Source organism: Rouxiella badensis, from assembly GCF_026967515.2.
Classification (GTDB): Bacteria; Pseudomonadota; Gammaproteobacteria; order Enterobacterales; family Enterobacteriaceae; genus Rouxiella; species Rouxiella badensis.
The window spans coordinates 1,052,362-1,073,116 of sequence record NZ_CP114062.1 but is presented as its reverse complement, the minus strand read 5'-3'; the positions used below and the strand labels follow the sequence as shown (position 1 = coordinate 1,073,116).

Annotated in this window: 19 protein-coding genes; 10 read left to right on the top strand and 9 right to left on the bottom strand. The window is 56.4% G+C overall.

Features of this window, described 5'->3' with window-relative positions; translation table 11 throughout:
* Positions 1-3 precede the first annotated feature (3 nt).
* From O1V65_RS05105 to O1V65_RS05065, 9 genes are all read left to right on the top strand, one after another.
* On the top strand, positions 4-948 hold the full coding sequence (locus tag O1V65_RS05105) for an ABC transporter permease (protein ID WP_017492072.1): 945 nt from the start codon (positions 4-6) through the stop codon (positions 946-948).
* The gene (locus O1V65_RS05100) at positions 945-1,823 is read left to right on the top strand and encodes an ABC transporter permease (protein ID WP_084912259.1); all 879 of its coding nucleotides are present in this window, start codon (positions 945-947) and stop codon (positions 1,821-1,823) included. The genes O1V65_RS05105 and O1V65_RS05100 overlap by 4 nt, the downstream gene beginning before the upstream one ends.
* On the top strand, positions 1,820-3,490 hold the full coding sequence (locus tag O1V65_RS05095) for a dipeptide ABC transporter ATP-binding protein (protein WP_269130240.1): 1,671 nt from the start codon (positions 1,820-1,822) through the stop codon (positions 3,488-3,490). The genes O1V65_RS05100 and O1V65_RS05095 overlap by 4 nt, the downstream gene beginning before the upstream one ends.
* Positions 3,487-4,569, top strand: a complete 1,083-nt coding sequence (locus O1V65_RS05090) for a putative FMN-dependent luciferase-like monooxygenase (protein ID WP_017492069.1) — start codon at positions 3,487-3,489, stop codon at positions 4,567-4,569. The genes O1V65_RS05095 and O1V65_RS05090 overlap by 4 nt, the downstream gene beginning before the upstream one ends.
* The gene (locus tag O1V65_RS05085) at positions 4,566-5,690 is read left to right on the top strand and encodes an alkylhydroperoxidase domain protein (RefSeq protein WP_269130239.1); all 1,125 of its coding nucleotides are present in this window, start codon (positions 4,566-4,568) and stop codon (positions 5,688-5,690) included. Before O1V65_RS05090 ends, O1V65_RS05085 begins: the two co-directional genes overlap by 4 nt.
* A 94-nt stretch (positions 5,691-5,784) precedes the next feature.
* Positions 5,785-7,401, top strand: coding sequence for an ABC transporter substrate-binding protein (locus tag O1V65_RS05080; protein ID WP_376783534.1), 1,617 nt, complete (start codon positions 5,785-5,787; stop codon positions 7,399-7,401).
* 1 nt (position 7,402) lies between these two features.
* A complete protein-coding gene (locus O1V65_RS05075) occupies positions 7,403-8,332 on the top strand; it encodes an ABC transporter permease (protein ID WP_017492066.1) in 930 nt (309 codons plus the stop codon).
* Positions 8,333-8,334: 2 nt separating this feature from the next.
* Positions 8,335-9,198, top strand: coding sequence for an ABC transporter permease (locus O1V65_RS05070; protein WP_017492065.1), 864 nt, complete (start codon positions 8,335-8,337; stop codon positions 9,196-9,198).
* 3 nt (positions 9,199-9,201) lie between these two features.
* Positions 9,202-10,884, top strand: a complete 1,683-nt coding sequence (locus O1V65_RS05065; RefSeq protein WP_269130238.1) for a dipeptide ABC transporter ATP-binding protein — start codon at positions 9,202-9,204, stop codon at positions 10,882-10,884.
* A 66-nt stretch (positions 10,885-10,950) separates the two neighbouring features.
* Here O1V65_RS05065 and O1V65_RS05060 read toward each other — a convergent pair whose 3' ends face one another.
* The 6 genes from O1V65_RS05060 to O1V65_RS05035 are packed head-to-tail and all read right to left on the bottom strand — an operon-like array spanning position 10,951 to position 15,591.
* Entirely contained in the window at positions 10,951-11,778 is an 828-nt protein-coding gene (locus tag O1V65_RS05060) for a MetQ/NlpA family ABC transporter substrate-binding protein (protein WP_165429187.1), read from the bottom strand.
* Positions 11,779-11,822: 44 nt separating this feature from the next.
* Entirely contained in the window at positions 11,823-12,413 is a 591-nt protein-coding gene (locus O1V65_RS05055) for a malonic semialdehyde reductase (RefSeq protein ID WP_017492062.1), read from the bottom strand.
* A gap of 18 nt (positions 12,414-12,431) precedes the next feature.
* Positions 12,432-13,133 carry an amino acid ABC transporter permease gene (locus O1V65_RS05050; protein ID WP_017492061.1) on the bottom strand — a complete coding sequence of 234 codons (702 nt, stop codon included), beginning with the start codon at positions 13,131-13,133 and terminating at the stop codon, positions 12,432-12,434.
* The gene (locus tag O1V65_RS05045) at positions 13,123-13,920 is read right to left on the bottom strand and encodes an amino acid ABC transporter permease (protein WP_084912253.1); all 798 of its coding nucleotides are present in this window, start codon (positions 13,918-13,920) and stop codon (positions 13,123-13,125) included. Before O1V65_RS05045 ends, O1V65_RS05050 begins: the two co-directional genes overlap by 11 nt.
* Positions 13,917-14,747, bottom strand: a complete 831-nt coding sequence (locus O1V65_RS05040; RefSeq protein ID WP_227955108.1) for an amino acid ABC transporter ATP-binding protein — start codon at positions 14,745-14,747, stop codon at positions 13,917-13,919. Before O1V65_RS05040 ends, O1V65_RS05045 begins: the two co-directional genes overlap by 4 nt.
* 16 nt (positions 14,748-14,763) lie before the next feature.
* Complete coding sequence (locus O1V65_RS05035) at positions 14,764-15,591, bottom strand: ABC transporter substrate-binding protein (protein ID WP_017492058.1); 828 nt, start codon at positions 15,589-15,591, stop codon at positions 14,764-14,766.
* A gap of 200 nt (positions 15,592-15,791) precedes the next feature.
* Here O1V65_RS05035 and O1V65_RS05030 point away from each other — a divergent pair, with 200 nt between their 5' ends.
* Positions 15,792-16,505, top strand: coding sequence for an SDR family oxidoreductase (locus tag O1V65_RS05030; RefSeq protein ID WP_227953063.1), 714 nt, complete (start codon positions 15,792-15,794; stop codon positions 16,503-16,505).
* A gap of 187 nt (positions 16,506-16,692) precedes the next feature.
* On the opposite strand, the gene O1V65_RS05025 is transcribed toward O1V65_RS05030, so the two are convergent.
* The 3 genes from O1V65_RS05025 to O1V65_RS05015 form a co-directional block, all read right to left on the bottom strand.
* Complete coding sequence (locus O1V65_RS05025) at positions 16,693-17,715, bottom strand: acyltransferase family protein (RefSeq protein WP_165429185.1); 1,023 nt, start codon at positions 17,713-17,715, stop codon at positions 16,693-16,695.
* 561 nt (positions 17,716-18,276) lie between these two features.
* Positions 18,277-20,088 carry a glycoside hydrolase family 15 protein gene (locus tag O1V65_RS05020; protein WP_017492055.1) on the bottom strand — a complete coding sequence of 604 codons (1,812 nt, stop codon included), beginning with the start codon at positions 20,086-20,088 and terminating at the stop codon, positions 18,277-18,279.
* A 172-nt stretch (positions 20,089-20,260) separates the two neighbouring features.
* A complete protein-coding gene (locus O1V65_RS05015; RefSeq protein ID WP_017492054.1) occupies positions 20,261-20,752 on the bottom strand; it encodes a DMT family transporter in 492 nt (163 codons plus the stop codon).
* Between the last annotated feature and the right edge of the window lie 3 nt (positions 20,753-20,755).

Genomic DNA, 20,755 nt, shown 5'->3' with positions numbered 1-20,755 from the left:
ACGATGAGCCGATATCTTAGCGGACGCATTGGTCAGGCCCTGTTGGTGCTATGGGCAGCATTTACCCTGTCGTTTGTGTTACTGCAAATGCTGCCCGGTGACGCCATCTTGATCAAATTCCAGGACCCGTCGATGGGCCTCAGCCCGGCGCAGATTGCCGAGATGCGTGCCGCCTACGGGGCAGATATGCCGCTGTGGCAGCAGTATCTGCATACGCTCGGCAGCTTTCTGCACGGTGACTTCGGCTTTTCCATCCAGGCTGGCGTGCCGGTGACGGAGCTGCTGGTCAGCAACTTCCCACCCACGTTGCGTCTGGCGGTGCTTGGCTTCCTGCTGGCGGTGGTGCTGGCGGGAGTCATTGCCTTCGCGTCCAACCTGCTGCCGCTGCGCTGGCTGAAGTCGGCGCTGCTCACCCTGCCCTCCCTGTTCATCTCTATTCCCACCTTCTGGCTGGGGATAGCGCTGATTCAGGTCTTTTCGTTCCGGCTCGGATGGATCCCGGTGATCAATCCAGGCGAATGGGTTGGGCTTATCCTGCCGGTGATTACGCTTGCGGTGCCAATCAGCGCTCCGCTGGCGCAGATTCTTATCCGCAGTATCGACAAGGTTCAAACACAGCCTTTCGTGTCCGTCGCGCGCGCTAAGGGGGCGAGCCGTAGCCGCGTGCTCTGGCTGCACGTGGGCCGTAACGCCACTCTGCCCGCACTGACCATTGCCGGTTTGCTGTTCGGAGAACTGATTGCCGGTGCTCTGGTGACCGAAACAGTGTTCGGGTTGAACGGTATCGGACAACTGACACAGCAGGCGGTGAACAATCAGGATCTGGCGGTATTGCAGGCTATCGTGGTGATTTCTGCCACCGCCTACGTCACTATCAATCTGCTGGTCGACCTGGTTTACCCCCTGCTTGACCCGCGTCTCAAAACGTCTGTCGGAGTGAGCTCATGAGCAGTTTGCCGATAACCAAACACAACAGCGACGACAGCGCGCAGCTGGCGGCATTCCCGACAGCCTCACGCGCTCGATTCTCTCGTCTGCAACCCACGCTAATCCTGGCCTGGGTCGTGATGCTGGTCGTTATCCTCTGGGCAATCGCCCCTCAGCTGTTTACCCAGTACAGCGGCACCGAAGGCATCGCAGGCGCTCAGCGTCTGGCTCCCGGTCCGGGGCACTGGCTTGGCACCGATCAGCTCGGACGCGACCTTTATGCCCGTATCGTTTATGGCGCGTCTCATTCGCTTTCTGGCGCACTGGTGGCGGTGGTTCTCGGACTGATTTTTGGCAGCGCCCTCGGGTTAGCTGCCGCGTCGGTCGGCGGCGTGGCCGATACCGTCATCATGCGCGTCGTTGACGTACTGCTGTCGATCCCGAGCCTGCTGCTGTCGCTGAGCGTGATTATTCTGCTCGGCTTCGGCACTGTCCACGCGGCGATTGCCGTCGGGGTAACCTCGGTCGCTAACTTTGCCCGACTGGCGCGTTCCGAAGCGGTGCTGGTTCGCCAGAGCGACTATGTCGAGGCGGCCTACGGCAGCGGCGGCACCTTCTTCTCGGTGCTATGGCGACATATTTTGCCCAACTCGTTGACGTCCGTTATCGCCTTCTCGGCGCTCCAGTTTGGTAACGCCATCCTGTCGATTTCTACCCTGAGTTTTCTCGGTTACGGCACCCCACCGCCAACGCCAGAGTGGGGATTACTGATAGCCGAGGGCCGTAACTATATCTCCACCGCCTGGTGGCTCACCACCTTCCCCGGCATCGTGGTGATTCTGACCGTGCTGTCGGCAAACCGCATTAGCCACTCATTCAGGAGCAAACGCCGATGAGTTCACTCAATAGCGACACCGCCCTTCGACCGGTGCTGGAACTGAAAGACGTCTCGATTGTTTACAGCAGTGGGCAGCAGGCCACGCGTGTCGTCGAGCAGGTCTCTTTCTCGATTCTGCCGGGCGAGGTCGTCGCACTGGTCGGTGAGTCTGGCTCCGGCAAGACCACTACGGCGCAGTCGATCATTGGCCTGCTGGCTGAAAACGGGCATATCGAGCACGGCAGCATTCTGCTCAACGGCACCGATATTAGCCGCTGGTCCTCACGCCGGCTTGACAGTCTGCGCGGGTCAAGCATCAGCCTTATTCCGCAGGATCCCACCAGCTCGCTGAACCCGGTGAAAACCGTCGGCGAACAGGTGGCCGAGGTGCTAAAAATCCACCGCCGCATGCCGCGCAAGGCCCGAGACGCACGCGTGGTGGAGCTGCTAACTCGCGTGGGGCTGACGCACCCCGAGCAGCGGGCAAAACAGTATCCGCATCAGCTTTCGGGCGGTATGAAGCAGCGCGTATTGATTGCTATCGCGATTGCGTTACAGCCTGCGCTGATTATTGCCGATGAACCCACCAGCGCGCTGGATGTGCGGGTGCAGAAACGCATTCTGGACCTGATTGACGCGCTGCGCCTGGAGTTTGGGACCGCCGTGCTGTTTGTCACTCACGACCTGGCGCTGGCGGCAGAGCGTGCCGATCGCCTGCTGGTTTTCCGTAAAGGTCAGGTACAGGAACAGGGCATTACCGCCGAGGTACTGCGCGCGCCGAAGAGCGAATATACCCGTCAGCTGTTCAATGACGCCCCCGCGTTAACCCCGCGCCCTCTCTCTGCGCTGGCGCACAGTGCAAAGCATGCCGATAGCGCGATCGTGGTGCGTAACGTCAGCAAACACTTCTCGCTGGGTGGTAAAAATACCTCGGCCTTCAAGGCGCTGGATGATGTTTCGTTCGAGGTAACGCGCGGCACGACGCATTCACTGGTTGGCGAGTCGGGTTCAGGCAAGACCACGCTGGCACGATTGTTGCTGGGTTTTCAACGACCCGACAGCGGCCAATTGTTTATCGACGGCGTAGACATCACGCAGTTATCCGGCGAGGCGTTACGTCAGGCGCGCAGGAAAATCCAGTTGGTGTATCAGAACCCTTTCGCGTCGCTCGACCCGTCGCAGACGCTGTTCAAGGTTATCGAAGAACCGCTGCTAAACTTTTTTAAGCTCAGCGCCGACCAGCGCCGGGCAAAGGTGCACGAGATAGCGGAACGCGTGGCGCTGCCGCTGAATCTGCTGCAACGCAAACCGCACGAGCTCTCGGGCGGGCAACGTCAACGCGTGGCCCTGGCCCGTGCGCTGATACTCGAGCCGCAGGTGCTGGTTCTGGACGAAGCAACGTCCGCACTCGACGTCACCGTTCAGGCGCAAATCTTGCGTCTACTGGTGCAGCTCCAGCAGGAGCTGGGCCTGACGTATCTCTTTATCTCTCACGATCTGGCCATCGTGCGCCAGATTTCGCACAGCGTGTCGGTTCTGAATCAGGGCAAACAGGTTGATTACGGCGACGTCGAATCTCTGTTCACCCAACCGACCCACGCCTACACCCGTGAACTGCTCAGCGCCATTCCGGGTATTTCGCATTTGCGCGTCGCACAGCCGACGCCAACCAAGGAGTTTGTATGAGCCAAGCGGCCTCTGACAGCAGTCATAAACGACTCGGATTCTTCACCCGTCTGTTAGACGACACCAGCCCGCAGGAGCGCTATCGTCTGGCAGCAGAGCAAATCGCCCATGCCGAACAGCTGGGATTTGATTCCGCCTGGATAGCGCAACACCATTTTCATCGGGATGAAGGCGGCCTGCCCGCTCCGCTGGTTTTTTTAGCCTACGTCGCGGCCAACACACGCCACATTCGCCTCGGTACCGGGGTTATTACGCTGGCAATGGAGAATGCGCTGCGCGTGGCAGAAGACGCCGCGGTGCTGGATTTACTCGCCGGTGGCCGTCTGGAGATTGGGCTGGGTTCGGGCGGTACCGCATCATCATTTATTCCCTTCGGCCTAACGCTCGACACGCGCGGCGAAGCCTTTGCGCAGAATCTGCAAACCCTGCGTGATGCCTGGCAGGGTAAGGCGCTCAAGGGAGAAGGGAATCAGCTCTATCCGCCTGCCCCCCAGCTGAACCGTCGGCTGTGGCAGGCCACGTTCTCGCCGGAAGGCGGTGCGAGGGCCGGTGCGGCAGGCGATGGCCTGATGCTTTCCCGCACTCAACCGCGCCCTGAAGGGCAGCCCGAGTTACCGCTGGACGTGCTGCAAAACAGAATAATCGACGCCTATCTTGAGGCGCTGCCCGCGGGCGTTGAGCCGCGCATTCTCGGCTCACGGACCGCCTTCGTCAGCGACGACGCCGAGGAGGCAAGAAGGCTGGCCGAAAAAGGGCTGCGTCGTCAGGCCTATAACTTCCAGCTTGCCGGTCATAAAACCCGGGGGGACTCGCTTGACGATTATATCGCCGCCTTCGACGTGCATCTCGGCACCGCCGAACAGGTTATTACCTCCCTAAAACGCGATACCGCGCTGGCGAGGGTGACCGATTTGGCGTTTCAGGTGCATTCCATCGATCCGCCTCACCCTTACATTTTGCGTTCTATCGAGCTGATCGCCAAAAAAGTGGCACCGGCCCTCGGCTGGGTGCGACAGACCCCGAAAAGCATCGCTAAACCTCAGCCTCTTCATTTCGAACTTTCAAAGGAAACACTATGACCGTTGCTCAAGAACAAGCGACCGATCTGCTGGCAACGCTGGCAGAAATCGAATCGGGTTCCACGCTGGCGCAGGCGCGCGAAACCCGTGAAGCCGCAACAGCGCACATCCAGGGAAGCTACAACGCGCTGTTTAACAGCAATGAACTTATCGCCGAATTTCCGCTCGCCGACCGTCTGGCCATTGCCCAGCAGATCGCCCGCTGGCACGCTGATATCCAGCTCGGCGCACACTATGCCGAACGCCTGCACGCCTTGCAGGCTGAATCGCCTTCACGCAGCAGGCTTCAGTCGGCGCTGGCGCACGCCGAACGCTTGACCTTCAAGCCTGCTAATGCCACCGCCGAGCATTTGCAACAGCTCGAAGCCGCAGGTTGGACGCCTGACGCCATCGTCACCCTGTCTCAGTTGGTGGCCTTCGTCAGTTTCCAGAGCCGTTTACTGCGCGGTTATCGTCTGATTAACGGCAAGTCGACGCTGGATAACGGCACCGCCACCGTAGGCGCCGCTTTCTGGAATACCGAGCCGAAAACTTATTCCGGCCAGCCTGCGCCGACCGCCTTTACTCAGGCCGAGCTGGGTTGGGAGCCCTGGATTGCCTCAAAACCGCTGCAAGACTTCACCGCCGAGCAGCAGGAAATTCTGTCGCGCTTCGGCCACACCGAATCCGACTACTTCCGCCTGCTCGGCCGCAACCTGCCAGTGCTGGAACAGCGTACGCTGACCGACAAAGGTATTTTCTTCACCTCCGGAGGGCTGCCGCGTAAAGACCGCGAACTCGCCGCCGCCGTCGCCAGTAAGATAAACGGCTGCATCTACTGTGCCTCGGTGCACGCACGTAAGGCGGCGCAGCTGTCGAAGGATCCTGACGCGGTTCAGCGCCTGCTCGATACCTCTCCGGGGGATATTTTGAGTGTCGGACAGGACGCAAGATGGCAGGCAGAAATTGACTTTGCCGCCGCGTTGTCTGCCACCCCGGCTACCGCCAACGAGAAACAAATTCAGTCTTTGCGTGATTTGGGACTCAGCGACCTCGAGTTGCTTGACCTCGTGCAGTCCACCGCGTTCTTCGCCTGGGCCAACCGTCTGATGCTGACGCTCGGCGAACCCTTTGAATATTAAGCAGTAAAGTCAATGAAACCGAGAAGGTAATCAGGTCGTTATTGAATAAAAAATACAGGGTTTTTTCATTATTTTGATGGAGTTGGATATGACTATAACAAAAAAACAGTGGCAAAAAACGACGCTCGCCAAGTGGGTTGCCACGGCGGCACTGGTGATGTCAGCAGGGCAAGCGTTTACCGCAAATGCGGCCGAAACGCCGGTTCAAGGCGGTACGTTAAACGTTGCATTGGGCAGCGATACGCCGATTATTGACCCGTCGATTACCGGACAGTCGGTCACCGCACTGATTGACCGTAACGTGGTTGATTCCCTCGTCGGACAGGCTGAGGATAACCACTTCACCCCGTGGCTGGCATCAAGCTGGGAGGTGAATGAAAACCATACCGATTACGTGTTCCACCTGCGAAAAGACGTGACCTTCAGCGACGGCACCCGGCTCGACGCCGCCGCGGTGAAATTCAACCTTGAGCGCATTCTCGATCCCAAAACCACCTCAAGCTATTCCAAGTCGCTGCTTGGGCCTGTCAAAACGATTTCGACCCCGGACGACTATACCGTCGCTATCCACTATGACTCGCCGTTTGCCCCGTTACTGCAAGGGTTAAGCCTGCCCTATCTGGGTATTCAGTCACCGACCTATTTGAAAAACACCCCGAACACCAGCAACACAGTCGTGGGTTCCGGTCCGTTTATTCTTAAGTCCTTCGTCAAAGGCAGCGGCAGCCAGCTGACACGTCGCGCCGACTATCACTGGGGGCCAGGCTATGCGACACACACGGGTCCAGCCTACCTTGAAGCGATTAACTTCAAATATTTGCCGGAGTCTTCAGTGCGTTTAGGCGCGTTGACCAGCGGTCAGATTCAGGCCATTGACGCGGTACCGCCGGTCAACGCCAAGTCGGTGAAAAACAATCCGGCGCTCGAGGTCAAGACCAAAGAGAACCCAGGGGTGAGTGAGGTGTTATATCTGAACACCTCACGCGGTCCGTTCACCGACGTGAAGGTTCGCCAGGCCTTCCAGAGCGCAACCGATCCCGCTTCGGCGGTAAAAGTGGCGTTCTTCGGCACCCTGAAACCTGCCGATAACGTACTGGGCCCGCAGACGCAGTATTACGACCCTTCGGTCGCAAAACTGCTGAAGTATGACCTCGCCAAGGCCAACAAGCTGCTCGACGAAGCCGGTTGGACCCAAAAGAACAGCGACGGTATTCGTACCAAAGACGGCAAAACGTTGACCGTAGACTTCGTTTATGACCCGACGACTATCCAGAGTTCCGACGTGACGCTGTTCCAGGCAATTCAGTTCCAGGTGAAGAAAGCCGGGTTCCTTCTCAAGTTGGACCCGGTCGATTCCGGTGCCTTTACCGACCGCACCAACAATAATCAGTATGACGTGGTGAATAACTACTACGTACGCGCCGAGCCGGACATCCTGCGTACCGTGTTCTTGTCGAGCTATGCGCCACCGAAAGGGGCCAACTACAGCGTCGTGAAATCGCTCGACGCCAAGCTGCTCGAGGCGGTAGGCGCACCGGACGCGAAACGTCAGCAGCTCTATTCCGACATTCAGCATGAAATTATCGAGCAGGCCTACGTGGTGCCGTTGTACGTTCCGGCCTATCAGTTGGGCATTTCCAAAAAGGTACACGGCGTAAGCTGGGCGACCAACGCCAAGCCAAACTTCTATGATGTCTGGTTGAGCCATTAATATGATTTGGACTGCAATACAACGTCTTTTCACTATCCTGGCCGTGCTATGGGGCGCGGCCACCCTCACCTTTATCGCCCTGAAGCTGATTCCGGGCGATCCGGTGTCCATTCTCAGCGGCGGTACTAGCGTGGTGGACGATGCCTTTCGCGCCCAGCTTACCCATGAGTTTGGGCTGGACCAGCCGCTGTGGTTGCAGTATCTGCACTACTGCGGCCATGCGCTGTTGGGTAATTTTGGTCAGAGCTATCAGTATCGCGAACCGGTCATCGAGGTCATTCTCTCGGCGTTGAAGCAAACGTCGGTGCTGGCCGCGCTGGCACTGCTGCTCGCATTGGCGTTGGCTATCCTCAATGCGTTGGCTACCGCCGGTCGCTGGCGCGTCCTTAGAGCGTGCTTCTCCGGGCTTGAGCTTTGCCTGCTCAGCACACCGGTCTATTGGCTAGGCATCATCCTGCTCAGCCTGTTCAGTTTTCAGATGCACTGGTTCCCGGTGATGGGAAACGATGGCTGGCGCTCGCTGGTGCTGCCTGTGATTACCCTGAGCCTGCCGCTGGCGGCGATTCTGAGTCAAATTCTGCGCGACGGTCTGGAGGAGGCGCTGTCGCAGCCCTTCGCGTTGACGGTGCGTGCACGCGGTGCCGGTGAAACCCGCCTGCGTCTGCGCCACGGCCTGCGCCACGCCGCCCTGGCGGCCTCCACGTTGACCGGCACCATGCTGGCGAGCGTGCTGAGCGGGTCTATTCTTACTGAAACGGTCTTTGGCCGCGCGGGTATCGGCAAAATCACCCTACAGGCAATAGCCAGCCGCGATATGCCTCTGGTGCTGGGCATCGTGATGCTCTCTGCCCTGCTGTTCGTTATCATTAATCTGTTGGTCGATGCCGCCTATCTGCTGGTCGATCCGCGCCTGCGTAAAAGGACCCCTTGACCATGAGCAGCGATCCTTTGCTAATTCCCTCACGCCAGAACACTTTGGCGCGCAGCACCAGTCCGTGGCTGTTGCCCAAAACGCTCATCCCTGCGGCCTTCGTCCTGCTGCTGATTTTCACCGTTATTGCGCCGCAGTGGTTCACGCCCCTGAAACCGGATGACATGGACATGGACGCGGTGCTCGCCGCCCCAACGCTGCACCACTGGTTTGGAACCGATTCACTGGGCCGCGACGTATTTTCCCGCGTGGTTTACGGCTCGGCGCTGTCGTTGAGCATCGGCCTCGGCGCAACGCTTATCGCCTGCCTCGGCGGCATGGCGCTCGGTTTACTGACGGCGCTGGCACCGCTGGCTCTGCGGCGCGTGCTGGTGCGGGTACTCGATATTCTGCTCGCCTTTCCCGAGCTGCTGCTGGCACTGCTGGTGATTGCCGTGCTGGGGCGCGGACCAACCAACACGCTGATTGCCGTCGGGCTCTCGGGCATCGCCAGCTATGCGCGTCTGTTACGCTCTCAGGTGTTGCAGGTCAAACTTTCCGGCTATGTCGAGCACGCCGTGGCGCTCGGCGAACCGCCGCTGAGCATTATCTTTCGACACATTCTGCCCAACACGCTGCGCCCGCTGCTTATTCTCGCCACCATCGGCGTGGGCCAGTCGGTGCTGACCGCGTCGTCGCTGAGCTTCCTCGGTCTGGGCGTTATTCCGCCTACCGCCGAATGGGGCGCGCTGCTGGCCGATGGCCGTGACTATCTCGACGTCGCGCCGTGGATAAGCCTGTTGCCCGCCACCGTGGTGGCCGTCTCGGTGATTGCTATCACCCTGCTGGGGCGTCGTTTGCAAACTATTCTGGCAAAAGGGGCCTAATCCATGACCCTCAATCAAAATGCAGCCGCCCCGCTCCTCGTCGTTGAAGATCTACAGGTTGATTTTCTTCAGCCGCAGGGCACCGTACAGGCGGTAAAAAATATCTCGTTTCAGGTTCGACCCGGCGAAATTGTCGCACTGGTCGGCGAGTCGGGTTCAGGTAAGTCGGTGACCGCCCGAACACTGGTCGGACTGGCAGGCGATAATGCCAGGGTCAACGCCCGTACCCTGACCTTAATCACCCACGACGGCACGGCCAAAAACTTGCTGAAACAAAGCGCCGCAGACTGGCAAAAGCTGCGCGGCCGCGAGATTGGCTTCGTCTTGCAGGACGCACTGGTCTCGCTTGATCCGCTGCGCACCCTCGGCAAGGAAATCGCCGAACCCATGCTTATCCATCGGTTGTACCCGCGTCGTGCGATACCCGCACAGGTAGAAGCGCTGCTGCATCAGGTCGGTATACCCGACCCGCATCACCGTATTGATCAGTATCCCCACCAACTTTCCGGCGGACTTCGCCAGCGCGCGCTGATCGCCTCGGCCCTCGCAGGCGGCCCGAAACTGTTGATCGCCGACGAACCGACGACGGCGCTCGACGTCACCGTTCAGCAACGTATTTTGGCGGTATTTCGCAAGCTGGCGCAGGCCGGTCACGGCGTGTTGCTGATAACCCACGACCTCTCGGTGGTCGCGCAGGTCGCTGACCGCGTGGTGGTCATGCAGCAGGGTGAAGGCGTGGAGAGCGGCAATGCGAAGCAGGTACTGGCCGCGCCGTCGCACCCTTATACGCGACGGCTTCTAGCCGCTATTCCCGGGGCAGACACGCGGGGACGTTGGCTTTCGGGAGAGCCGCCGCTGCCGGATGCGCCGCTCACCGCGCAAGAGAACGAAAACCAGCAGCGCCGCGAGCAGAATGTCGCAGCGCTGGACGTGCGCGACGTCTCGGTCAATTTCAGTCGCCCCGACGGCGTCAAACACAATGCGGTCAATCAGGTCTCACTCCAGCTGGCGTGGGGAGAGACGCTCGGGCTGGTCGGCGAGTCAGGCTCGGGTAAGACCACGCTGGGGAAAGTGGTGCTTGCACTTCAGTCGGCACATCGCGGTGAAGTATGGCTGGCAGGAAAACCCTGGAGCCAGCTGCGAGAGTCGGAACGTCGGCCCTTGCGCGGGCGCATTCAAACCATTACGCAGGACCCATTAGGCTCCTTCGACCCACAGTATACGGTCGAGCAGATTATTCACCAGCCGTTGAAGCTACGCGGAAAACTTTCGGCGCTTGACTTGCGTTTAAAAACGCTGGAATTACTGCAACTCGTCGGGCTGCATCCTAAACTGCTGGAACGTCGCCCACAGGCCTTGTCGGGCGGACAGCGTCAGCGGGTGTCAATCGCCCAGGCGCTGGCGTCCGGTCCGGAAATTCTGGTCTGCGACGAGCCGGTTTCGGCGCTCGATGTCACCACGCAGGCTCAGGTTCTGGACCTGCTCACCGCGCTTCAGCGCAAGCTCGGACTTGCCATGCTGTTTATCTCCCATGATTTGGGCGTAGTCGAACACATGAGTCATCGGATTGCGGTAATGAAAGACGGCAAGATAGTGGAAAGTGGCACTACCGAGCAGATTATCCGCTCGCCGCAGCATGCCTATACGCAAACCCTGCTCGCCAGCGTGCCTGCCGCATCAGTCTGATAAAACTATCGCCCCCTGGCGTGCAACGCGTTGGGGGCGATAGGTTACTGCCGGGTAAAACCCTTTTTAGCTTTTAGCCGCGCTCACTGGCAGCACAGACCCGTGGTATTTCTGAATAATAAACTCGGCCACCTGCGGTGATTCCAAGTCTTTCGCCAGACGCAAAATACGGGGATCATGCGCCAGTTTCTGCGTGGTGACCACGATATTGGCATACGGATTTCCTTGCGCTTTTTCCAGCCCCAGCGCATCTTTCGCCGGATCCAGACCGGCTTCCAGCGCGTAGTTACCGTTAATAATCGCCAGATCCACGTCCGGTAAGGCGCGTGGAATTTGCGGCGATTCAACCTCTACGATTTTAAGATGCTTAGGATTGCTAATGATGTCCTGCGGCGTTGCCAGCGTTTTCAGATCTGGCTTCAGCTTGATGAGGCCCTGGTCCTGCAACAGATAGAGGCCACGACTGAGATTGGTCTCGTTGTTTGGAATAGCCACCTTGGCGTTATCCGGTACCTGGTCGTAGTGCTTATACTTGCTGGAGTATATTCCCAGCGGCTCGATATGGACCTCGGCGGCCACCGCAAACTTCACGCCCAACGCCTTTTCCTGCGTTAACAGATAAGGGCGATGCTGGAAATAGTTGGCGTCTACGTCACCATGCTCCAGCAGTTCATTGGAGTTAACTCCTTCCGGTATCTCGATGACCTTGAGATTCAGGCCCGGGTCGATCTTCTTCACGTAGTCGAGGATCTCGGCGTGGGGTACCGGATCGGCGGCCACGCGCAGCGGCTCGGCAGCATAGGCAGAAACTGAAGCCATCAGCGCCGCGAGGGCGGTCAAACGGCCTGCGGAAGCGGCGGAAAGTCCGAGACGAAAAGCGAATTTATTGAGCATATTTTATCCCTGCATCGGTATTGTTATTTTTTAAAAACAGTAGATTAAAGCGTTAAGGTGGCTTCATCGAAGGACAAACGCGGCAAACGTTCGAACAGTTTGGCCGGATCGCCGTAGCCAATATTGACCAGGAAATTCACTTTCCAGCCCTTTTCACTCAGGAAGCGTTTTTCAACCTCGGCGGCGTCAAAACCCGACATTGGGCCGGTGTCCAATCCCAGCGAGCGCAGGGCAATGATGAAATAGGCCGCCTGTAAAGACCCATTTCTGAAGGCGGTTTCATTGGCTAATGCCTCGCTTGAGGTAAACCAACTGCGCGCATCGGCGTGCGGAAACAGCTTGGGCAGTTGGTCATAGAATTTGGGATCGTGGGCAATAATGGCCGTCACCGGCGCGCTGGCGGTTTTCAGCTTGTTGCCGTCGGAAACCGCCTCGACCAGCCGATCCTTCGCCGCTTTGCCGCTGATAAACACCACACGCAGCGGACTGGCGTTGGCCGAGGTTGGGCCCCATTTAGCAATGTCCCACGCCTGTTTCAGCAATTCAGGGCTGACCGGTTTGTCCTGCCAGCCGTTATGGGTCCGCGCCTCGGTAAACAGCTGCGCCAAAACTTCTTGGGTTAAAATGTCAGACATATCTTGCTCCACATCAGGTTAGGGTTTAACAAGCCGCTGCCGCTTGGCCTTCTTCAGCCTTTTTCCGGCAACGTGCGCCAGCGCGGCGCAAATCAGGTAATACACCAGTCCGACAAACAGGAAGATCTCTGCCGGGTAAATCTGCACGCGGTTATTCACCTGCGCGGCAATCGTCGTCAACTCAGGCACGTTGACGATAAACGCCAGCGAAGTATCCTTAATCAGCGAGATAAACAGGCCAATATAGGAAGGCAACAGGTTGGGCCACGCCTGCGGCAGCAGGATAAAGCCAAGAATTTTTAGCGGACTCATCCCAGAGGCAATTCCCGCCTCTTGCTGTCCCGTTGGCAGTGACTCGAGACCGGCGAGGGTTGAATGCATCACCGCCGCTGAGGTAAACCACGCCAACGCAAGCACCACGGTCAGTGGCCCCGGAATTGAGCCGCCAAAAACGACCGGCAGTAAAAAATAGAGCCAGAAAATAACGAAGATCAGTGGGATACCGCGAATGAACGACGCCCAGAGGAACAGAACGTGTCGCGTCCAGCCGCCGAAACGCCACGCTAACCCGGCCATCAGCACGCCTAAAACCAAGGCCAGAACACCCGCCGAAAGCGCCATAATCAGCGTTAGCAACACCCCGCCCGGCTGCCCGTCGGCGACGCGCCCCCACAGCATATAAGTAAAATTATCGTGCAGGACCGAGTAATCAAACTCCATGATGCCCCTCCGCCGACGCTTCCTGCGTTAACCCCGCAATCCGAGGCTGTTGACGCTTTTTAGCCGGGCGCTTCGGCCCTAGCCAGGTCAATAATCCCCCCAGAATCAGGCCGAGCAGCAGATACAGTCCGGTGCCCACGGCAAAGCCTTCAAAGGCGTGCGCGTTATAGCTTTCAATCTGGCTAACTTGATAGGTCAGCTCCGAAAAACCGATGCCGGTGGCGAGTGATGAAAGCTTCATCAGATTGAGATACTGGCCGGCGATTGGCTGCCAGGCGTTAGTCACGGCCTGAGGCAACAGCACGCTTCGCAGCCGCTGCCAGTCGCTAAATCCTTGTGAAATTGCGGCTTCGCTTTGCCCTTTAGGAATCGCATTGAGGCCCGACTGCACCTCTTCGAGCAGAAAGGCAGCGGTAAACAACGCCAGTCCCCACGCCGCACAGAGAAACTCCGGTGTCAGCCACGCCACGTTACCCGGCAGCGTCGCCCACGGATGATTGTCGCCGATGTAAAAACGCCAACGCTGCGGCAATGCACCGTAGGCGGCGAAATACCAGAAAAATAGCTGAACCAGCAGCGGCGTATTACGAAATATCGAGACATAGGCGGCGACAAATGCCCGCCCCACCCGCTGGCCGCCGAGTCTCAGAGCCAGCAATAACACGACCAGACCACTTGCCAGGAGGCTGCTCACCACGCTGACGTAAAGCGTGGTCAGAAAGCCTGAGATAATCCACTGCAACGGCTGGCCGGTTAGCACCCCGGCCCAGTCTGGATGCCAGCTCATTGCGCGGGCCCTTCTTCCGGGTGCAGCGGGAACAGCACTTTCTGCAGAAACCGCTGCGCCCGCGGGTGGGCGGGCCGGGTGAAGAAGGCTTCAGGCTCGGCCTCTTCAAGTATTTCGCCGCCGTCCATAAACACCACTCTGTCGGCGATTTCGCGTGCAAAACTCATCTCGTGGGTCACCACTATCATGGTTATCCCACTCTGTGCCAGCTCACGCATTACCAGCAACACCTCCCCGATCATCTCAGGGTCGAGCGCTGACGTCGGCTCATCGAAAAGGATAATGGAGGGATCGGTGACCAGTGCACGCGCAATGGCCACCCGCTGCTGCTGGCCTCCCGAAAGCTGCTCGGGGTAATGCAGCGCGCGGTCTTTCAACCCTACGCGTTCGAGCAAGGTCTGCGCCTTCTTGCGCGCGTCCTCTCGCTTCCAGCCGTGCACTTTAATGAGCGCAAGGCTGACATTGTCCTGCGCCGTGAGGTGGGAGTAGAGGTTAAACTGCTGAAATACAAAGCCAATATGAGTACGTAACTGTCGCAGCGCGGCGCCGTTCAAGCGCGAGGTAGGCTGCTGGTTAATGAAAATTTCGCCTTCGCTTAGCGTCTCAAGATGATTGATCAACCGAATTAAGGTCGATTTACCCGAGCCCGATGGACCGCATACCGCAATCACTTCGCCGCTCGACACACTCAGATTGACCTGTTTTATCACCTGATGAGGGCCAAAGGATTTGCTGACCCGGCGGAATTCCACCGCCGTTTGGTTTTTCACCGATGAACGTGAAAAAACCGCAGACGTCGCTGCGGTAGAGAGAGAGTCTTGCTGCATCGCAGGTACCCGCCGATTATTTCGCTTCGATTTTGAACAGTCGCGGCTGCGGGGATTTCGTCTGCGGGCCAAACCATGTGTTGTAGATACTGACCGCCTGACCGTTTTTCTCGAGGGTCAGCAGCTCGTCATTGACCGCTTTCAACAGGTTGCTTTCGCCTTTTTTGACACCGACACCAATCTCTTCTTTGCTCAACAGTTCTGGCAACACCTTGTATTTCGCCTTGTCCGGCGCGCCGTCGAGCAAGCCCGCCAAGATAGTGCTGTCCTGGGTGATAGCCTGAACGTTGCCGTTGCGTAACGCCGATAACGCCAGCGGAATGTCGTCATAAGACAGCACGCGTGACTGCGGGAAACGGTGATGAAGTTCCTGCTCGCCGGTCGTACCTTTTACCGCACCGATGCGAGCGGTCGCGTAGGCGTCCAGTTTGTCCGGTGAACCCACCGGCACCAGGAACTGCTGACCGGTCACAAAATAGGGAACGGAGAAATCGACCACCTGCGCGCGCTCAGGTGTGATGGTAATGTCGGCAACGATCAGGTCAGCCTTACCCGATTGCAGAAGAGGAATGCGGTTTGCCGGGTTGGTCGGCACCAGCTGCAGTTTAACCCCCCAGGCCTTCGCCAGCGCCTTGGCAAAATCGACGTCGTAGCCCACGATGTCGTGAGTTTTTGCGTCAACGGAACCGAACGGCGGGTTTGAGTCGAAGGTCGCCACTCTGACCACGCCGGCTTTCTTGATATCGGCCAGTTGGTCCGCATGAGCGGCCACGGCGGTAACGCTGCTGAGTACCAGAAGTCCCCATGCGGAAAGATTGCCACGGCGCAAAATAGATTTCTTCATTCCTGTTCCTTATGCAAAAGCCTGAGCTTCAACCCTATATCCGGTCATAAACCAGAGTGTCTTTTCTTATATTGCTCAGAGAATTACACAAGCCCGTAAACGGCACTACCAAGAAAAAATGCTAAGAATTACAGGAAAATGCATAACGGGACGGAGAAATTACTGCTAACTTTTTGGCAATACTTACAGAGGAATTTATTATGACAACACACCTTTCACGCCCGGTCGCCGTAGTGACCGGCGGCACCAGCGGCATCGGATTGGCGGTAGTGCATGACCTGGCAAAAGATCATCAGGTTTATGCATTGGGCCGCAACAAGGACAGCCTGGTTGCGCTGCGTCTGTTGCAAAACGTCGAGGCGGTCGAGATTGACCTGCTCGACTTCGAGGCGCAGCAAAAACTCATCCACTCACTGCCGCAGATAAACGTGCTGGTTCATGCGGCTGCCGTTTCCGAACAAACTACCGTTGAGAACGCCACGCCAGACGTCTGGCAAAAACAGTTTTCCATCAACCTTTTTGCGCCCGCCGAGCTGACTCGACTCGCCCTCCCCGCACTGCGCGAACAAAACGGTCAGGTGGTGTTTATCAACTCGGGGTCAGGCACGCTGGCACTGCCGGGACATACGGTCTATTCGGCCAGCAAGTTTGCCCTCAATGCCCTCGCACACGCCCTGCGTGGAGAAGAAAGCGAAAACGGCGTGCGGGTCGCTACGGTATCTCCCGGCCCCACGGATACGCCAATGAACAGAAAGAGCCGCGAACGTGCCGGTAATTTTGCAGAAATTGATCCGCTGGAATACAGCACGCCTGAGTCGGTTGCCCATGCGGTGCGGCTGGTGGTTTCCGCCAGTGAAGACACACAGATAACCGACGTTAATGTTCGCCCGCGCCACGACAAGGCAAAGCGCTAGTTTCCCCCTTCCTCGTTCTTAAGCCGGCAATGCTCCTGCTGAATGGCTAAAAATGCGTTGCCAGGCTTCTGTCTTTAGAGAAAAACGTAGGCAAAATTATTCTATCTCTATGATCTCTAAGGAACTATTACGCCACAAGAGGTGGCCCGTTTCCATGCAGAATTCGGACCGCCCTTTTATCTGTGCATTATCTTTTTATCATCGGTTTCTCAACCAGAAACCAGGATAATGACGCCAGTACGAAAGTAATTAATAAAGATAAAATCATTGAGGCGTAAAAAGGGATGCCCATTTCATTAATAACTATCTGCTGCACAGGAAATGCATAAATATAGATACCGAATGAAAAGTCAAACCTTCCCTTTATCAATTGATCTTTAATTGAGACCCCGATCACAATTGTCATTACACAAATGGCTATCGGCCCTAACACATTGGTGAGAAGCCCGCCGCAGGAAGCGAAATAGATAACCAACAGGCCTGCTGTCAGCATCAGGACTTTTAGATGAAGATTGTTAATCCACCTGTCCCTATTAATATATAACAGTGCTCCAACACAAAAAGGCACAGTGAATAAACTTGTCCCTATTATCGCCAGGTGGGTAATGCCTTTCTTAACACAAATTACCTGTATAATTGCCGATAAAATAAGCGGAATAAAAGCCGCCAGATTCTTATTTTTGAAAACGGTCAAAAATAACGCAATCACGATGTAATCGAACACTTCAAAAAACAAGGTCCATAGACTTCCGTTCATGGTATTACTGAGTAAATAACCCGAGGTAAAGTCATTGATATCACTGGGCATGACGCCAACAACGCCAACCCCCGTTATGACCATAACCCTAATGAACGTCTTAACAGGTTCCAGAGAGAGTGCCCATTCCGCCCACCCAGCTTTACCAAAAAGACCGCAACATAAATATAAGGTAAATATCAGGCAAACGGCCAGGCCTGGATAAATCCTTAAAAATCTTTTTTTAGCGTATTCAAAATTAGATTTTCGCCTTTCATAACTTTGCGTAATTAAATAGCCAGATATTGAAAAAAATATAAAGACAGCAAGAGAACCTAAAGTTCCCGAGCCTAAAAAAGTCGGCTCGTCCTGACCACTTAATGCAAAATGATGACTGTAAATAACCATGATTGCAGCGAGGTGTCGGATAATATCGAAACAGTTGTTATGGGCGGGTCCCTGTTTTGTTTGCATAAATCTCCGTTAAATCAGCTTAACCAAAAGCCTAGAGATTTAGCCTCCATATCGTAAGCTTTTGGTAAAGAAATCGTAAAGCGCTATCCTAAGCCACTTTTAAAATACTTCAAGCGGCCAGAGTGAATAGAGGCTAAAAAAATTGATTTTTCAGAAAAATTGACCCAATTTATAATGAGAAATCTTTACTATTAAGCGCTATAGGGTTCAAAGTTGACGGCTAAGAAATTGGTGCACTGTCCGGTTAAATGCGCCCCCAGCGGTGCAACCTGCATTTCATCGAATTGATAAGCGCTGGAGTGCCCTGTATACAGCTCTTCTCGTCAAAATGTCCATTTCGAGATAATGAAAGTCGAGTCCTAGGCATAAAGCCAAAAAGTTAAGCCTTAATCTAGACGCATTCTCATTAAAGAGCGTGTCTCATGATAAGTACCAAAAGGCTGAATACCCTATAAGCTTGATGATAATGGGGTTAAAAAAATAGACTGATATCATTTTAGGTTGAAAGGAACAGCCAGCGAAAGGTAACGGCTGGGGCAACTCGGCCCCAGCTCGCGAATTTTAACCTTCAGTAATGATGTGTGCAGCACAGATAACCGACAGGTGGCTTAGCCCCTGCGGCAGGTTGCCGTAGCATTTTTTAGTCCGTACATCATACATTTCGCTCATGATACCGGCATTTTTGCCACCGCCGAGGATCTCCAGAAGCGATTGCAAGTTCTCTTCTGCTTCCTTCTGATGGCCAAGCACCGCCAGCGATGACGCCAGCCAGAAGCCGCAGGCGATAAAGGTATTCTCCTCCTTCTCAACGCCGGAATAGCGATAAAGCAGGTTTCCGTCGGTGCCGAGTTCCTGCTGAATCGCCCTCAACGTGCTGAGCATTCTCTTCGGCGAAACCTCTTTGCCGTACTGGTGCATCAGGCCGACGGCGGCGTCGAGATCGTTGCTACCGGCCCAGAAGGTATAGCTCTGCCGTTCCTCTGACCAGCAGTTCTCTTCTATCCAGTCTCGTATCCTGTCGCGCTCGCGCTCCCAGCGCCCAACCCACGTCGGCTCGATGTGCTCGCCCTTAGCCAGATGCACCGCCTGATGAAGAGCAAGCCAGGAGGCCATTTTCGAGTGGGTGTAATGGTGCGACTCCTGCAATTCCCAGATGCCCGAATCCTCCTGACGCCAGGTGTCGGCACAAAGGTTGGCCATCTGACCGAGCAGCCGAGAGGTTTTGAGATCCAGCACGTGCCCTGCCTGGGTAAACAGTACCGCAGTATCCAGGACGTCGCCATAGTTGCTGAGCTGTAGCTGGCTGGCGGCGTTATTGCCGTGGCGTACCGGCTGCTCACCGCGATATCCCTGAACCGGGATCATCACCTCTTCCGGGACCGGCTCGCCGTTCAGCGTAAAACAGGTATGCATCTCACAGCCGCTGTCGTACAGCGCGTCTGTGAGCCAGGAGAAGGCTGCCTGACAGTCGTCGAGCGCGCCGATATAGAGGAACGAGCGAATAATCATGCAGGCGTCGCGCACCCAGGCGTAACGATAGTCATAGTTTTTACCGCTGCCCTTGCCCTCCGGCAGGCTGGTCGTCGCCGCCGCCGCGAGCGCACCGGTGGGCGAGTGCCACAGAAACTTCAAGGCCAGCGCAGAACGAATAACCTGGGGCTTATATTTCCCTTTGTAGTCAAGAGAATCCACCCAGTCACGCCAGGCGATATCGCTGGTCTCAATATGCTTGTCGATTCGTTTGAGCGAAGGTACCGCCAAGGGTTTATTTTCGGTCACCAGCAGCGCAGCCAGCGTTCGTTCACCGGCCTTTACCGGAAATGTCGCCTCTGCACCATCGTCTGCGCATGAGGAAAACTTGATATTTTCCTGAGTACGCAGCATCAGCAGCAGGTTACCCACGTGCCAGGCCGTGCCCTCTGGCGTTTCATGTTGCCACGGCGTGCGGGTGTCAGATGCGGTACCGATACGCAGCGTCAACGCCATCGAAACCGTGCCTTCGAGCCCCTCGATACGTCGAGCGAACTCGTTCCACGGCAGACACCCGGCCAGCGTGCTGTTGATAGACTCGGTGACCTTGACCCGTCCTTTCGCCGTTTCGTATAGCGTTTCAAGCACGTTGCTATTCTCGCGATACTGACGGGTCATGCGGTAAGGCTCTGCGGGAAGCAACTGAAAATATCCCCCTCTTTCGGCGTCGAGCAGTCGGTCAAATAAGGGAGGTGAGTCCAGATCCGGCACACACCACCAGTCGGCAGAGCCGTCGGGAGACAGCAGCGATACCGTTCTGCCTTCGCCTACGGCGGCATAGTCGCCGATATCACAAAATCCCTCTTCGTCGCGAAATTCCCCAGGATAATCTTGATTCTTCAAACGGTTTTCCCTCTGTCTTTCAGCCAGTCATGCAACAGCTGGCTCTGCGTTAAACAAATAGGGAAACCCTTTCCCTCCGTTATTTAAGCCTAGCAGCTGAGTGAAAATTTACTGCAAGCAGCAAAAAGCCGCCCATAAAGGCGGCTCGGGGTATGGCTGAAATTGAAAGAATTTAGTCCTGAACGGAGACGCCTTCCTCGGCCTGAGCGGCAACCTTCGCCTGGCTCTTGTTGCTTGAATAGATGAAGTACAGCGCGATAGCCAGACAGACTACGGCTCCCAGACGCGTGGCCGAAAAGTGAATGGTCTGATTCCCCAGCCAGCCGAAGTTGTCGATAAGCATGCTCATCGCCAACTGACCGAAAATAACGGCCACCGTTGCCACTGCCGCGCCAATACGCTGCACGGCAAGCACCATAATAACGATATAAGGGACGCCGCAAAGCGCGCCCATCAGCTGCCATTTCGGCACGTCCAGCAGAGTGACCGCATGTTTAGGTTCAAAGAAAAAGATCAGTAAGGCGGTCACCAGTGCACCAAGAGAGAAAGTCAGAAACGCACAGCGAAACACGCCGACTTTACTGCCCAGCTGACCGTTTACCGCCGCCTGAATGCTCAGGAATGCACCACCGGCAACCGCCAGCAAAATAAATAGAAACGTCATTTT